The sequence below is a fragment of the Streptomyces sp. NPDC086147 genome (genome assembly GCF_040702165.1).
Classification (GTDB): domain Bacteria; phylum Actinomycetota; class Actinomycetes; order Streptomycetales; family Streptomycetaceae; genus Streptomyces.
Genome location: NZ_JBFBJO010000001.1, coordinates 442,571 through 457,369, shown reverse-complemented (window position 1 = coordinate 457,369; position 14,799 = coordinate 442,571). Strand labels below are relative to the sequence as shown.

14 protein-coding genes are annotated in these 14,799 nt (G+C 75.2%); 5 read left to right on the top strand and 9 right to left on the bottom strand.

Annotation, left to right across the window (positions count from 1 at the left end; translation table 11 throughout):
* Positions 1 to 14: 14 nt before the first annotated feature.
* Together AB0398_RS02200 and dapE are read right to left on the bottom strand one after the other, a co-directional pair.
* On the bottom strand, positions 15 to 764 hold the full coding sequence (locus AB0398_RS02200; protein ID WP_366371628.1) for a TIGR00730 family Rossman fold protein: 750 nt from the start codon (positions 762 to 764) through the stop codon (positions 15 to 17).
* A 105-nt stretch (positions 765 to 869) separates the two neighbouring features.
* Positions 870 to 1,964: a succinyl-diaminopimelate desuccinylase gene (gene dapE, locus AB0398_RS02195; protein WP_366371626.1), complete on the bottom strand. Its 1,095-nt coding sequence runs from the start codon at positions 1,962 to 1,964 to the stop codon at positions 870 to 872.
* Positions 1,965 to 1,993: 29 nt separating this feature from the next.
* Between dapE and AB0398_RS02190 the strand changes: the two genes are divergently transcribed.
* Both AB0398_RS02190 and AB0398_RS02185 read left to right on the top strand, forming a co-directional pair.
* Positions 1,994 to 2,929, top strand: coding sequence for a hypothetical protein (locus AB0398_RS02190; RefSeq protein ID WP_366371624.1), 936 nt, complete (start codon positions 1,994 to 1,996; stop codon positions 2,927 to 2,929).
* 312 nt (positions 2,930 to 3,241) lie between these two features.
* Positions 3,242 to 3,649 (top strand): ATP-binding protein, encoded by a 408-nt coding sequence (locus AB0398_RS02185; RefSeq protein ID WP_366371622.1) that lies wholly within the window; start codon positions 3,242 to 3,244, stop codon positions 3,647 to 3,649.
* A 106-nt stretch (positions 3,650 to 3,755) separates the two neighbouring features.
* On the opposite strand, the gene dapC is transcribed toward AB0398_RS02185, so the two are convergent.
* Positions 3,756 to 4,853 (bottom strand): succinyldiaminopimelate transaminase, encoded by a 1,098-nt coding sequence (gene dapC / locus AB0398_RS02180; protein WP_366371621.1) that lies wholly within the window; start codon positions 4,851 to 4,853, stop codon positions 3,756 to 3,758.
* A gap of 121 nt (positions 4,854 to 4,974) precedes the next feature.
* Positions 4,975 to 5,295 (bottom strand): ferredoxin, encoded by a 321-nt coding sequence (gene fdxA / locus AB0398_RS02175; protein ID WP_053640884.1) that lies wholly within the window; start codon positions 5,293 to 5,295, stop codon positions 4,975 to 4,977.
* Positions 5,296 to 5,407: 112 nt separating this feature from the next.
* Between fdxA and AB0398_RS02170 the strand changes: the two genes are divergently transcribed.
* Both AB0398_RS02170 and AB0398_RS02165 read left to right on the top strand, forming a co-directional pair.
* Positions 5,408 to 6,463, top strand: coding sequence for a GNAT family N-acetyltransferase (locus AB0398_RS02170; RefSeq protein WP_366371619.1), 1,056 nt, complete (start codon positions 5,408 to 5,410; stop codon positions 6,461 to 6,463).
* The gene (locus AB0398_RS02165) at positions 6,460 to 7,338 is read left to right on the top strand and encodes a transglutaminase-like domain-containing protein (protein WP_366371617.1); all 879 of its coding nucleotides are present in this window, start codon (positions 6,460 to 6,462) and stop codon (positions 7,336 to 7,338) included. Before AB0398_RS02170 ends, AB0398_RS02165 begins: the two co-directional genes overlap by 4 nt.
* Before the next feature lie 128 nt (positions 7,339 to 7,466).
* On the opposite strand, the gene AB0398_RS02160 is transcribed toward AB0398_RS02165, so the two are convergent.
* The 4 genes from AB0398_RS02160 to AB0398_RS02145 form a co-directional block, all read right to left on the bottom strand.
* Positions 7,467 to 9,650 (bottom strand): hypothetical protein, encoded by a 2,184-nt coding sequence (locus AB0398_RS02160; protein WP_366372334.1) that lies wholly within the window; start codon positions 9,648 to 9,650, stop codon positions 7,467 to 7,469.
* A 133-nt stretch (positions 9,651 to 9,783) separates the two neighbouring features.
* Positions 9,784 to 10,254, bottom strand: a complete 471-nt coding sequence (locus AB0398_RS02155; protein WP_366371615.1) for a DUF6113 family protein — start codon at positions 10,252 to 10,254, stop codon at positions 9,784 to 9,786.
* Positions 10,251 to 11,141: an N-acetyl-1-D-myo-inositol-2-amino-2-deoxy-alpha-D-glucopyranoside deacetylase gene (gene mshB, locus AB0398_RS02150; protein WP_366371613.1), complete on the bottom strand. Its 891-nt coding sequence runs from the start codon at positions 11,139 to 11,141 to the stop codon at positions 10,251 to 10,253. Before mshB ends, AB0398_RS02155 begins: the two co-directional genes overlap by 4 nt.
* A gap of 59 nt (positions 11,142 to 11,200) precedes the next feature.
* Positions 11,201 to 11,395 carry a hypothetical protein gene (locus AB0398_RS02145; RefSeq protein WP_053640878.1) on the bottom strand — a complete coding sequence of 65 codons (195 nt, stop codon included), beginning with the start codon at positions 11,393 to 11,395 and terminating at the stop codon, positions 11,201 to 11,203.
* Between the two features lie 191 nt (positions 11,396 to 11,586).
* On the opposite strand from AB0398_RS02145, the gene AB0398_RS02140 reads away from it, so the two are divergent.
* A complete protein-coding gene (locus tag AB0398_RS02140; protein WP_366371611.1) occupies positions 11,587 to 13,782 on the top strand; it encodes a prolyl oligopeptidase family serine peptidase in 2,196 nt (731 codons plus the stop codon).
* 7 nt (positions 13,783 to 13,789) lie between these two features.
* Here the strand turns inward: AB0398_RS02140 and AB0398_RS02135 are convergent, their stop codons facing one another.
* Positions 13,790 to 14,728 carry a hypothetical protein gene (locus AB0398_RS02135; RefSeq protein WP_366371609.1) on the bottom strand — a complete coding sequence of 313 codons (939 nt, stop codon included), beginning with the start codon at positions 14,726 to 14,728 and terminating at the stop codon, positions 13,790 to 13,792.
* Positions 14,729 to 14,799 lie beyond the last annotated feature (71 nt).

The window sequence follows — 14,799 nt, the reverse complement described above, 5'->3', positions numbered from 1 at the left end:
GAAGCGGACCGGTCCTACTTGCCGGTCTCCTTGCTCACCAGCGCCACCGCCTCCTCCACGTCGTCCGTGACGTGGAAGAGCAGCAGGTCCTGCTCCGCGGCCTTGCCGCCCGCGACGACCGAGTCGCGCAGCCAGTCGACGAGGCCCTTCCAGTACTCCGTCCCGAAGAGGACGATCGGGAAGCGGGTGACCTTGCGGGTCTGCACCAGGGTGAGCGCCTCGAAGAGCTCGTCCAGGGTGCCGAGGCCGCCGGGCAGGACGACGAAGCCCTGCGCGTACTTCACGAACATCGTCTTGCGGACGAAGAAGTACCGGAAGTTCACGCCGATGTCGACGTGCGGGTTGAGCCCCTGCTCGAAGGGAAGCTCGATGCCGAGGCCGACCGAGACGCCGTCGGCCTCCCTGGCCCCCTTGTTGGCCGCCTCCATGGCGCCGGGGCCGCCGCCCGTGATGACCGCGAAGCCGGCCTCGACGAGCGCCCGGCCGATCCGTACGCCCGCCTCGTACTCGGGCGAGTCCGGCTTCGTGCGGGCCGAGCCGAAGACGCTGATCGCGCTCGGCAGTTCGGCGAGGGCCCCGAAGCCCTCGACGAACTCGGACTGGATGCGCATGACCCGCCAGGGGTCGGTGTGCACCCACTCCGAGTCGCCCTCGGTGTCGAGCAGCCGCTGGTCCGTCGTGCCCGGCTGGACCTGGTCCCTGCGCCTGAGCACCGGCCCCAGCCGCTGCTCCTCGGGCTTCGCCACTCCCTCGGGAATGCCCATGGCCTGCTCCCTCCGCCGATCGGCGGTCCGCCGTGGACCGCCAACTGATCTTCTGGTCCGGTCAGGGTAGGACGACACAGGTGACGAAACGCGAAATTACGGAAGTCAGGCAGTCAGCCAGTCGCGGAGCCGTGCCTCGCAGTGGTGGATCCGCTCGACGACGACGTGCTCGTCGCGCTTGTGCGCGTACATCGGATCGCCCGGTCCGTAGTTGACGGCGGGGACGCCCAGGGCGCTGAAGCGGGAGACGTCGGTCCAGCCGAACTTGGGGTGCGCGCTGCCGCCGACGGCCTTCATGAAGGCCTCCGCGGCGGGGTGGGAGAGGCCGGGCAGGGCGCCGGGGCTCTCGTCGTCGACGACGAGGTCGGCGATGTCGCAGTCGGCGAAGACCTCGCGGACGTGGGCCAGGGCCTCGGCCGGGGAGCGGTCGGGGGCGTACCGGTAGTTCACGGTGACGGTGCAGGCGTCGGGGATGACGTTGGTGGCGACGCCGCCCTCGATCGCGACGGCGTTGAGGCCCTCGTGGTACTCCAGGCCGTCGATGACCGGCTTGCGCGGCTCGTACGCGGCGAGGCGGGCGAGGATCGGGGCGGCGGCGTGGACGGCGTTGGAGCCCATCCAGGAGCGGGCGGAGTGGGCGCGCTCGCCGGCGGTGTGCAGGACGACGCGCAGGGTGCCCTGGCAGCCGCCCTCGACCTGGCCGTCGGAGGGTTCGAGGAGGACCGCGAAGTCGCCCTCCAGCCACTCGGGGTGCGCGGCGGCGATCTTCCCGAGGCCGTTGAGGTCGGCGGCGACCTCCTCGTTGTCGTAGAAGACGAAGGTGAGGTCGCGGTTGGGCTCGGGGACGGTGGCGGCGATCCGGAGCTGGACGGCGACGCCGGACTTCATGTCGGAGGTGCCGCAGCCCCACAGGACGCCGTCCTCGTCGAGCCGGGAGGGCACGTTGTCCGCGATCGGCACGGTGTCGACGTGGCCGGCGAGGACGACCCGCTCGCCGCGGCCGAGCGTCGTGCGGGCGACGACGTTGTTGCCGTACCGGTCGACGGTGAGGTGCGGCAGGGCGCGCAGGGCCCGCTCGATCGCGTCCACGAGGGGCCGCTCGGTCCCGCTGACGGACGGGCGGTCGACGAGGGCGGCGGTGAGGGCGGCCCCGTCCAGCGACAGGTCGAGGGGGGCGTCGGGCGGGGTGATGTCAGCCATATGCCGACCCTAACCCGGCCTCCAGTACGGTGGGCCCCGTGTCCGAGCCCATCCGCCCCGCCCGCCGCGGCCGCCTCGCCCGTTCCGCGGCCGCCCTCGCCGCGCTCCTCGGCCTTGCGTCGTACGTCGGCCTCCACCAGATGACGGGCAGCAAGGGCACCCCGCGGTGCAGCGTGGGCAGCGGCGACCACCGCTACGAGTTCACTCCGGAGCAGGCGTCCAACGCGGCGACGGTCTCGGCCGTGGGCACCACCCGGGGGCTGCCGGAGCGGGCGGTGACGATCGCGCTCGCGACGGCGCTCCAGGAGTCGGCGCTGCGGAACATCGACCACGGCGACCGGGACTCGCTCGGCCTCTTCCAGCAGCGTCCGTCGATGGGCTGGGGGACGCCGGAGCAGATCATGGACCCGGTCTACTCGGCGGGGAAGTTCTACGCGGGCCTGGAGAAGGTCCCGGGGTACTCGCGGCTGCCGCTGACGGTGGCGGCGCAGAAGGTGCAGAAGAGCGGCTTCCCGCAGGCGTACGCGAAGCACGAGCCGGACGCCGCGCTGCTCGCCGCCGCCCTGACGGGCCGGACGCCGGCCGGGCTCTCCTGCACGGCGAACCCGGAGGAGGGCCGGCCGGGCGATCCGCAGCGGGTGCGCACGGAGCTGATACGGGCCTTCGGCCAGAAGGCGGCCCCGACGGCGGTGACCGGCGGCCCGAGCGCGGGCCGGTCGGCGGCGGAGCCGCCGGTCCTCGTGGTGCCGGTGCGGCCGGTGGCGGGCGCCGGGGCCGGCGCGGACGAGCGGCGCGGCTGGGAGCTGGCGCAGTGGGCGGTGGCCCGGGCGGGGTCGCTGCGGATCACGGAGGTCTCCTACCGGGACCGCGTCTGGCGCGCGGGCGAGGCCCTGGGGGGCTGGTCGAAGCCCTCGGACGGTCCGGCGGCGGGCGGCGGATCCGTCCGCATCCGGCTGGCGCGGTAGCCGGAACGCCCCGCACGCCCGTTCCCTCCCTCACCCGCCGGTGGCACGGCGCGGGTTCGGGACGCGGTGAATTCGAGGTGCCTCGGGAGCGGTTTTCCCGGGTGGTGCGACCGACCCCCAATTCGCTTGCGAGGCAAGGGAAGTGACGGTTCGGCAGGCACCCGCGCAATGACGCGTTCGTCCATTTTCCTCCCCGCCCGACAATACGACGCATTGCCAATTCTTTACCTTCGACCGCCGCAACCTCTCCCGCCCCGGAGCCGGTTGTCACTGCGTCAGAACGCACACGTCGCACCTCGCCGAAGGAGCACCATGTCCCTCCCCCTGACCCGCCGGATCGCCCGCGCCGCCCTCATCGTCGCGGCCGGAGCAGCCCCCGTGGTCGGTGCGGCCGGCTCCGCGAGCGCCCTCGACCACGGCCTCACGCCGACCGGCGCCCTGGGCGGCCTGTCCGCCCTGGACGTCTCCGACACGGGCGACACCGTCGACGGCGCCTCGCGGTCCACCGCCGGCGTCGTCGGCCAGGCCGGCGAGGCCGCCGCCCCGGTCGCCCAGAAGGTCGCCGGCGACGCCGCCGGCACCACCGCAGGCCAGGTCGTCGGCAAGACCGCCGGCGCGGCCGCCGAGAGCGCCGAGGGCCCGACCGGCGGCGCCCTGGGCGGCGGCCTCGGCGGCCTGCCGACCGGCCAGATGCTGGGCGGCCTGCCCCTGGGCGGCTGACCTCCGCGCGGAACGCCGGAAGGGCCCGGGGAGCATCGCGCTCCCCGGGCCCTTCCGTGTGCGCCGGGCCTTCCCCGTCGGTCGGGTCCCCGCCTGCGCCCGGGGGTCAGCCCAGACGCTTGACGGCCGCCTCGACCCGCTCGTCCGTCGCCGTGAACGCCACCCGCACGAACCGCTCCCCGGCCTCGCCGTAGAAGTCGCCGGGCGCCACCAGGACGCCCCTCTCCGCCAGGTACGCCACGGTCTCCCAGCACGGCTCGTCCCGGGTCGCCCACAGGTACAGGCTCGCCTCGCTGTGCTCGATCCGGAAGCCGTGCGCCTCCAGGGCCGCCCGCAGCGCCGCCCGCCGGGCCGCGTACCGCCCGCGCTGCTCGGCCACGTGCGCGTCGTCGCCGAGCGCCGCGACCGTCGCCGCCTGCACCGGGGCCGCGGTCATCATGCCGCCGTGCTTGCGGATCAGGAGCAGCTCGCCGAGCACGGCCGGGTCGCCCGCGACGAACGCCGCCCGGTAACCGGCCAGGTTGGAGCGCTTGGAGAGCGAGTGGACGGCGACGATCCCCTCGTACGAACCGCCGTTGACGTCCGGGTGCAGCACGGAGACCGGGTCGGCCTCCCAGCCCAGCTCCAGGTAGCACTCGTCCGAGAAGACCAGCACGCCGTGCTCGCGCGCCCAGGCCACGATCCGGGTCAGCTCCTCCTTCGGGAGGACCTTCCCGGTCGGGTTGGACGGGGAGTTGAGCCAGAGCAGCCGGACCGCGGCCGGGTCGAGGTCGGCGACCGGGTCGTCGTACACCACGGGCGTCGCGCCGCAGAGCCGCGCGCCGACCTCGTACGTCGGGTACGCGAGCCGCGGGTAGGCGACCGCGTCCCCGGGGCCGAGCCCGAGCTGCGTCGGCAGCCAGGCCACCAGCTCCTTGGAGCCGACCACCGGGAGCACGTTCTCGTGGGCGAAGCCGACCGCGCCGAGGCGCCGCTCGCACCAGCCGGTGAGCGCGTCCCGCAGCGCCGGCGTCCCCCACACCGTCGGATAGCCCGGCGAGTCCGCCGCCGCCACCAGGGCCTCCTGGATCAGCGCGGGAACCGGGTCGACGGGCGTGCCGACGGACAGGTCCACGATCCCGTCCGGGTGCGCCAGGGCCGTCTTCTTGTACGGCTCCAGCTTGTCCCACGGGAAGACGGGGAGGCGCGAGGAGACTGCGCTCACGGGGTGGCTCACTTCCTCGTACGGACCCGTGCGGACCCGTACGGTCTGGCGGTCTGGCGGTCTCGGGAAACGCGTCGGCCCCGCACGGCGTTCGACGCCGTACGGGACCGGATGCGGTGGATCAGCCGTTCTGCGGCGGCAGGGCGGCGACGAAGGGGTGGTCGCGCTCGATCTCGCCGAGCTTGGAGGCACCACCGGGCGAACCGAGCTCGTCGAAGAACTCGACGTTCGCCTTGTAGTAGTCCTTCCACTCCTCCGGGGTGTCGTCCTCGTAGAAGATCGCCTCGACCGGGCAGACCGGCTCACAGGCCCCGCAGTCGACGCATTCGTCCGGGTGGATGTACAAGGACCGCTTGCCCTCGTAGATGCAGTCGACGGGGCACTCCTCGATGCACGCCTTGTCCTTGACGTCGACACAAGGCTGCGCGATGACGTAGGTCACGCTGTCGTTCCTCCTCGATAGGGCTGGTCTGCGCGGGAGCGCGGCGTCGTCGATGCCCGCACCTAGTATCTCCGTTCTCGGGGGCGATCCGAACAGGAGGGGTGGAGAAGCAGTGGAATTCACCGGCGGTGGACGCCTTGAGATCCGTGTCACCAGCGCTGACGTGGGAAAACGTGTCTCCGTTCGGTGCGTGACCGACTCGGGCGAGGCGGGCGGCATGTTCACCGACACGGTCGGAGTTCTCACATCATGGGACGAGGGCGTGCTGCTGATCACACGAAGGAGCGGCGAGGCCGTCCGGATCGCGGAATCCTCCCTGGTCGCGGGGAAGGTCGTGCCCGCCGCCCCGGCCCGCCGGCGGGGTCCGTCGGCCACCTTCGCGGAGCTGGCGCGGGCCACCGCGCGCGCGTGGGAGCCGGTCGAGAGCGAGGCGCTGGGGGGCTGGACGCTGCGGGCCTCGTTCCAGGAGGTGCCGCCCGAAGGGCGTCCTGGAGGGGCGGTGGTCGGGCGACGGGTGGGATTCACCCGGCGGGCCAACTCCGTGCTCCCCCTGGGTGATCCGGGCCTCCCGGTCGCCGAGGCGCTGACGTACGTACGGGAGTGGTACGCGGACCGGAAGCTGCCCCCGTACGTCCAGGCCGCGACCGGCGCCGAGGGCACCCAGGAGCTGCTCTGCGCCGAGCTCGAACGGCTCGGCTGGCGGCGCGAGGTGTCCGCCGAGGTGCGGATCGGGGCGCTCGCCCCGATCGGGGACCTGGACGCCGACGTCTCCGCCGTCCGCCTCTCCCGCTCCGTCGAGGAGGCGTGGCTGCGCCGCTACCAGCGCTCGGGAGAACCGGGTCCGGCGGTGCGGACGGTCCTCGCCTCCGGCCCGAGCGTGTGGTTCGCGACCGTGGCGGGCAGGGACGGGGTACCGGCGGCCATCGGCCGCTGCGTCGTCGACGGGCGCTGGGCCGGCTTCATGGCCGTCGAGGTCGACCCGGAGCTGCGGCGCCGGGGCCTGGCCACGTCCGTGATGACCGCGCTCGCCCGCCGGGCCCTCGACGAGGGCGCGTCGGCGGCCTGGCTCCAGGTGGAGGCGGACAACGACGGCGCGCGGGCGCTGTACGACGGGATGGGCTTCGCGCCCCACCACCACTACCACCACTACCGATGGGCGGAGGCGTGACGGAGGAAGACCCCCACGGCGATCCGGCCGGCGATCCGGAGGGCGAGCCCCCCGGACCGCCCGACTGGCGGCGGGAGTTCGCGGAGGAGGCGCGGGCCGAGCGGCCCGACCTCGCGCGGCTCTGTCTGCTCATCGGGGCGGTGGCCGACCCCTCCGTCACCCGGCACGACCTCGACGGGGCCGAGATCGAGCTCGACCGGCTCGCCGGGCTCGTCCCGTACGCGACCCGCGTCACCGGCGACTGGGCCGCCGCGCTCGCCGCGCTCCTCGGGCGCCGCGAGGGGTTCGAGGGCGTGCCCGCCGACTACCAGCGCCTGGAGTCCTCGCTGCTCCACGAGGTGCTCCGGCGCCGCCGGGGGCTGCCGATCCTGCTCTCGGTCGTCTGGATGGAGGTCGCCCGCCGGGCCGGGGCGCCCGTGTACGGGCTGGGACTGCCCGGCCACTTCGTCGTCGGCTTCGGCGACCCGGCCGACCTGTGCCTCGCGGACCCGTTCGCGGGCGGGCGCGCCATGACGGGCACGGACGCCGAGCTCCTGGTGACGAGCGCGACCGGCGAGGCGCTCGACCGCTCGATGCTCCGGCCGGCCGAACCCGGCGCGATCGTGCTGCGCGTCCTCAACAACATCCGCGCCTGGGCGGCCCCCCGCCCCGAGCGGTCCGGCGTCGCCCTGTGGGCGGTGGAGCTGGCCCTGCTCCTCCCCTCGCACCCGGCGAGGCTGCGCTACGAGCGCGCCGAGCTGCTCGTGCGGCGCGGGGACTTCCTGACGGGCGCGGTGGAGATGGAGGCGTACGCGCGGGTGATGGACGCGGTGGACCCGGAGGCGGCCACCACGATCCGGCGCCGGGCCCTGGCGGCGCGGGCCCGCCTGAACTAGGGCGGATCGGAGCCCAGATCCGCCGGACGCCCCCTGGGACCTGTGCGTCCGTAGAACAGCGGTGGCGGCGGTGCCGCGCCCGAGCGCCGCACCGCCGCCACCGTCCTCGCGTTCGGACGTCCGGGCCGTCAGCCCTCGCCGGACAGGTCGATCGTCTTCGTGCGCTCCGCGGGCGTCTTGCCCATCAGCGCGTCGCGCATCGCGAACGCCACGTCGTCGACGGAGAGCTCGTGCTTGGCGCCGTCGCCCTTGGTGATCATGACGCCCTTGAAGGCACCGTCCAGGAGCCGCTCGATCGCCTTCTTGTCGTAGACCTCGACCAGGCGGCCGTTCACGGGCTTCATGGAGAGGATCTGCGGCAGCGACCGCGCCGGGCCGAACTGGATCTCCTTGCCGCCCGCCCTGATCGTGATCCGGTCGGACATCGCGGGCTCCGCGAACTCCTTCATCGCCCGGTCCAGCTCGGCCTTGGTGACCGTCGGCTGGCGGGACGTGACGGGCAGCTCGACCACCTTGGCCTGCCCCGTCTCGACCTGGGCGCGGAAGGCGTCGCGGACCGAGTAGATCGAGCGCCGGACGTCCAGGCCCTTGCCGGGCTTGCCCTCGACCGCGGTCACCTTGTTCGGCGCGAAGAGGATCGTGCCCTCGGTGGCGGAGCCGGAGGCGCCCGCGAGGTCGGTCAGGGCGACGGCGAGCTTCTCCTCGTCGACCGGGAAGACCGGCTTGGCGACCCGCTCGCCGCCGAAGAGGGAGCCGATGACCGACACCGGGTTGTAGTCGCTGCCGGCGGCGGCGCGGACGGTCTCCTGGCTGTCGAGGGACAGGCCCGCCTTCTCCGGGGGCAGCGGGACCTTCTTGCCGCCGACGGAGAGCTGGAGCGGGGCGTGGGCGCGCTTGCCGAGCTTCGCCTCCAGCTTGTCGACGGCCTCCTCCTTCGTGCCGCCGCCGATGTCCACGCCGAGCACCGTGGTGCCCTTGGGGACGTCGGAGTGGTTGAGGAGCAGTCCCGCGCCGTAGGCGACGCCGAGGAGGCCGACGACTCCGGCGCCGAGGAGGACCAGCTTGGAGCGGCCCTTCTTCGCGGGGGCCTGGCGCGCGGCCGGGGCGGGGGCCGGCCGCTCCTCGGTGCGCGGGCCGGGGTTCGGGCGGGCCGTCGCCGGCGGGACCACGGGGATGCCGCTGGTGAGCGTGTCGCCGGAGACGTGGTGGCCGCCCTCGGCCGCCGGGCCGCCCTGGCGGGGGCCGCGGCCGGGGGCCGGTGCGGGCTGCTGGGCCCTCAGGACCGTGGTGTCGTCGGACATGCGCGGGGCGCCGCCGGGGAACGGGGAGCCCGCGCCCGGACCGCCTGCGGGCGGACGACCCTGGCCCTGACCGCCCTGGCCCTGGCCCTGCCCGGCCATCGGACCCTGGCCGCCCTGGCCGTTCTGTGCCCGGAAGGGGCCCCCGCCGCCGGGGCCGGCGAACGAGGCGGTGCCGGTGACCGGGCCGGTGGTCGGACCGGACGGGGCCGCCGGACCGCCGTGGACGGGCGTGCCGCCCGCCGGGGTGCCGTCGTACGGGGGCGTGCCGCCGGCGGAGGCCCCGTCGTACGCCGGGGTGCCGCCGGCCGGAGTGCCGTCGTACGTCGGCGTGCCGCCCGCGGGCGTCCCCTCGTACATCGGCGTGCCGCCCGCCGGGGTGCCGGTCTCGTACAGCGGGTTGCCCGGGGCGGCGCCGGCCGGGGCGACCGGGCGGCTCGACGGGGTGCCGCCGACCGCCGGGACGCCCGAGGTCGCGGAGCCCGCGAAGCCCGTGCCCGGGGCGTCCGGGCCGGGTGCCGTGCGCTTCGGGCCCGGAGCGGGCGCGGGGGACGGCGCCGGGGCCGGGGCGGGCGCCGCGGACTTGCGCGGCGCGAACCAGTCGCTCGTCTCCTCGGCCTTCGGCGGCTCCGGGGCCGCCACCGGCTCGGGCGCGGGCTCCGCGGCGGGCGCGGGCTCCGGCTCGGCCTCCGGGGCGGACGGCTCGTTGACCGTCTTGCGGACCACGACCGGCGGGATCGGACGCGAACCCGGGATGTTGATCCGGATCCGGGTCGTCAGCGTCGTCTCGGTCTTGGGCTCCTCCGGCGGTGCGGACGCGGCCGCGGTCTCCTCGGACGCGTCCTGCGAGGGGTGGAGCGACGGATACTGGCGGGAACCGTACGGCGGGGTGCCCGAGGGGTATGCGGCTCCACCGCGCCCCTGGGCGCCGGAGGACGAACTGTCAGTCTCTCGACCAGTTTCACGACTCAAAGCAGGATCTCCCGGTTGGCTCCACCGCCCGCTCTTGCTGATGCTCGTGTGACCCGGGCGGTTCGGCGGCGCGCACCACCATACTGGCCGCCGCCGCCCCGCACCCGACCCCCGGACCCCCGACGAAGAGCAATCCGGACGAAGTCGGGACGTCTCCGACCTCAAGTCCCCCTGTTCACCGGGCCGGTCGCGGCAGCCGGGACAGCGTGGCGCACATCACAGCGACACCCATGCCCCCGAAGAGGAACAGCAGCTCGCCGACGCCCCCGCCGAACACCCCGTCGCCCTCGGGGCGTCCGAAGCTGAGCAGGACGACGGAGAGGAGCCAGCCGACGCCCGGCGCGACCACGCCGACCTGGGTGCCGGTGGCGCGCAGCCCGCCGTAGAAGAGGCCCGCCGTGGCGAGGAGCGCGAGGAGCAGGCCGGCGGGGAGCCAGGCGGCCTGGACGAGGGTCCCGGCGGTCCCGACGAGGGCGCCGAGGACGAACAGGAGGGCGTACCAGGCGTACCGGGCGCCGCGCGGGACGGGGCGGCCGTCGGACCCGGGGCCGGACCGCGCCGGGCCGGACGGCGGGGGACCGCCCGGGGAGGCCGCCCGCCCGCGCGGCGGGTTCGGGGAGTTCGGGGAGGAGGCGGCGGGGGTCACGCGGTCACCCCCGCGAAGAGGTCCGTCTCGCGCTCGCCCCCGGGGGCGCCGTGGACGCCCCGGACCAGCTCGTAGTACTCGGTGGTGAGGATCGGCTGCCCGAGGTCGTTGGAGAGGGCGAAGAAGGGCCCGTCGACGGCGACCTGGGTGGCGTGCGCGGCCATCGCGGCGCTCTTGCGGGCCGCCTGCTCCGGGGTCGCGGCGATCTCGGCGGTGATCCGGTCCTCGTCGACGACGCCGGGGACGTCGTCGACCTCCGCGACCGCCGGGAAGGCGGAGCCCTCGGCGCGCAGCCGGGCGAAGCCGGCCTCGGCGGCGGGGCGCGGGACGCGGTTCCAGTAGACCTTGGCGATCGCGTGGGCCGGGCCGAGGTCGGGGCGGAAGGCCGGGTCGGCGGCCAGTTCGGCGGCGCGGGTGGCGACCCGGTGGGCCTGGATGTGGTCGGGGTGGCCGTAGCCGCCGTCGGGGTCGTAGGTGACGAGGACCTGCGGGCGGGTCTCGCGGATCACCTCGACGAGGTGCGGGGCGGCGTCGTCGACGGGCGTGCTCCAGAAGGCGCCGTCCCGCCCGTTCTGCTCGGCGCCCATCATCCCCGAGTCGCGGAAGCGCCCCGGGCCGCCGAGGAAGCGGTGGTCGGTGACGCCCAGTTCGGCCATCGCGGCGGCGAGTTCGCCGACGCGGTGCGGGCCGAGCAGGTCCTCCCGGTCCGGCGCCAGGTGGGCGAGGCCGGGCGGGATGACCTCGCCCTCCTCGCCGAGCGTGCAGGTGACGAGGGTGACGAGGGCGCCCTCGGCCGCGTACCTGGCCATGGTGACGCCGTTGTTGATCGACTCGTCGTCCGGGTGCGCGTGCACCAGCAGCAGACGGCGGGCGGGGAGATCGGACATGCCCCCACCCTACGAGACCCCGCACGGCCGGACCGGGAGGAGACCCCGGGTGCGGGGGCTCAGAACTTGAGACCGCCGATCATGCCCGCCACGTTGGTCGTGAGGGTGCTGATGGAAGGGGCGATGGACGAGCTCGCCAGGTAGAAGCCCAGGAGCGCACAGATCGCCGCATGTCCGGCCTTCAACCCGGATTTCCGGATCAGAAGGAAGACGACGATCGCCAGCAGCACCACCACGGAGATCGAGAGTGCCACGGCGGTTCACCTCCACACTTCTCGGTAGGACTTCTTCGGTCGGTTTGCTCTGAGCGGTTCCGGCAAGGAGCAGAACGCATGTGCCAGACGGATGCATACCCACCCAGCGCTACGGATCATAACTATCCGTGCCATCGCATCGATCGGCGGACGGAGGCACGAGGGGGGCGCACAGCGCTAGTTTCGGCCTCATGACCTTGTCTCGACAGCAGCCCGCCACACCCCCGGCCGGGCTCTCCTTCCCCCGTCAGCACGCCCGGACCCAGCGGTTCGCCCTGGGGGTCCCGCGCGGTTTCTCGGTCTCCCCGGACGGGGAGCGGGTGGTGTTCGTCAGATCCGTCTCCGGCACGGACCGTTCGCACCGGCTCTGGGTGCTGGACCTGCCGCCGGGCGGCGGTCCGGCGGAGCGGGTGGCGGCCGATCCGGAGGTGCTGCTCGCGGGCGCGGAGGAGGAGTTGTCCCCGCAGGAGCGGGCGCGCCGGGAGCGGAGCCGGGAGGGCTCGGCCGGGATCGTGGCGTACGCGGTGGACGGAGCCGTGGAGTTGGCGGCGTTCGCGCTGTCCGGGCGGCTGTTCGCGGCGGAGCTGCGGACGGGCACGGCGCGGGAGCTGCCGGTGCCGGGACCGGTGATCGACCCGCGTCCCTCGCCGGACGGGCGGTTCGTGGCGTACGTGGCGGAGGGCGCGCTGCGGGTGGTGGGCGCGGACGGCTCGGGCGACCGGGCGCTGGCCGTTCCGGAGGACCCGGACGTCTCCTACGGATTGGCCGAATTCATCGCCTCGGAGGAGATGGGGCGGTATCGCGGCCACTGGTGGTCCCCGGACTCGGACCGGCTGCTCGTGGCGCGGGTGGACGACCGGGCGGTGCGGACCTGGTGGATCGCGGACCCGGCGCACCCGGAACGGGAGCCGCAGCGGGTGGGGTACCCGGCGGCGGGCACGGACAACGCGGAGGTGCGGCTGTTCGTCCTGGGCCTCGACGGGTCGCGCACGGAGGTGGAGTGGGACCGGGAGCGGTACCCGTACCTGGCGCGGGTGCACTGGTCGGCGGCCGGGGCGCCGCTGCTGCTCGTCCAGACCCGGGAGCAGCGGGAGCAGGCGCACCTGGCGGTGGATCCGGCGACCGGGGCGGTCTCGACCGTGCTCGTGGAGGAGGACCCGGCGTGGCTGGAGCTCCTTCCGGGGGTGCCGGCGTGGAGCGCGGACGGACGGCTCGTGCGGATCGCTGACGTCGCGGACGGGGGCGCGGACGTGGACACGGGCGACGGCGGGGCGCGGGTCCTGGCCGTCGGGGACCGGGCCCTGACCGACGGGCGGCTGCACGTCCGGGCGGTGCTCGACGTCGGTCCGGACGACGTCCTCGTGGCGGCGTCGGCGGGCGCGGGCGCCGCGGCGCCGGAGACCGGTGAGGTCCACGTCTACCGGGTGACGGAGGAGGGCGCCGAGCGGGTCTCCGAGGGCGCCGGCGCGCACGGAGCGGTGCGTACGGGGGCGGTGACCGTCCTGGTGTCGGCGCGGCCCGGGGAGCCGGGGAGCACGGCGCTGGTGCTGCGGGACGGCGAGCGGGTCGCGACGGTCGCCTCGCACGCGCAGCGTCCGGTGATCTCCGCCCGGGTGCGGCTCACGGAGGCCGGGGCGCGGCGGATCCCGTGCGCGGTGCTGCTGCCCTCGGGGTACGAGGAGGGCGACGGGCCGCTGCCGGTCCTGATGGATCCGTACGGCGGCCCGCACGGGCAGCGGGTGGTGGCCGCGCACAACCCGCACCTGACGTCCCAGTGGTTCGCCGACCAGGGCTTCGCCGTGGTCGTGGCGGACGGGCGCGGCACGCCGGGCCGCTCCCCCGCCTGGGAGAAGGCGATCCTGCGCGATCTGACGCCGACGCTCGACGACCAGGTGGAGGCGCTGCACGCGCTCGCCGGGCGCTTCCCGCTGGACCTGGGGCGGGTGGCGGTCCGGGGCTGGTCGTACGGCGGCTATCTGGCGGCGCGGGCGGTGCTCCGGCGGCCGGACGTCTTCCACGCGGCCGTCGTCGGGGCGCCGGTGACGGACTGGCGGCTCTACGACACCCACTACACGGAGCGGTACCTCGGGACCCCGCAGGACGACCCGGAGGTGTACGCGGCGCAGTCGCTGCTCACCGACGACGGGCTGTCGTCGCCGGAGGTGCCGGTGCGGCCGATGCTGGTCGTGCACGGGCTCGCGGACGACAACGTGGTGGTGGGGCACGCGCTGCGGCTCTCCTCCGCGCTGCTCGCGGCGGGCCGGCCGCACGAGGTGCTGCCGCTGTCGGGCGTCACGCACATGACGCCGCAGGAGCAGGTGGCGGAGAACCTGCTCCTGCTCCAGGTGGACTTCCTGAAGCGGTCCCTCGGCCTCGACCGGGGCTGAGCCCGGATCACCAGCCGGGCGGCCGGGGGTGCGGCGGGGGCGGCGGCAGCGCCCCCGCCGGCGGGTACGGGCCGGGTGCGGGGGCGGGGGCGCCGCGCCCGGCCAGGAGGGCGAGGACGGCGGCGCCCACGAGGAGCCCGAGGACGGAGGTGAGGACGGCCGCCCGGTGCGCGGCGGGCAGGTCCGCGAGGTGGGCGAGCATCCCGTACCGGACGGTCACGGCGGTCCCGGCGAGGCCGTCGGCGGCAAGCAGCGCCCCGGCGAGCAGCCCGAAGGCGCGGCTGTGGCGGGCCCGCGCGAGGGCGGAGACGGCGGCCGTGGCGCACAGCGCGACGAGGACCGCCGACAGCCAGCCGGGCGGGGGCGCGAGGGCCGCCTTGACGACGGACCGGCCGCCGGTGAACCGGTCGACGGTGACCTCCAGGGGCAGTTCGGCGAACCGGTACAGCTCCCAGCCGGCCGTGGTGACGGCGGCGACGGCGAGGAGGATCCCGGCGGCGACGGCGGGGCCGGTGCGGGGGCGGCCGGGGAGCGGCTCGTACGGGACGTCCGCCGGGCGGCGGCCGACGGCGGCGACGAGGACGAGGCCGGCGGCGAGGGCCAGTTCGAGGAGGGCGGTGACGAGGGCCCCGCCGCCGGGCGCCCAGAGGCCGGGCAGGCGCAGGGCGCCGGTGACGGCGCCGGTCGCGGCGAGCGCGGAGGCGGCGTGCCGCGAGCGGAGGGCGGCGACGGCGGCGGCCGCGGAGGCGACGAGGAGCACCGGGTCGAGCAGCGAGGTGGCGGCCCGCCCCCGGGCGAGGAAGAACAGGTCCCCGGCCCAGTACCAGGCGAGGTCGGCGGGCGAGCCGAGTGCGGCGAGGTCCTTGAGGACCCACACGGTGGTGACGAGGACGAGCGCGCCGCAGAGCGCGGCGCCGGTGAGTCGTGCCGGTCGTGTCACAGTCACGGCATCGATACTCACGGTCGCGAACGGCCGAAACAAGCGGTTCCGGATATCCGGAGCGGCGGGGGCGGCCG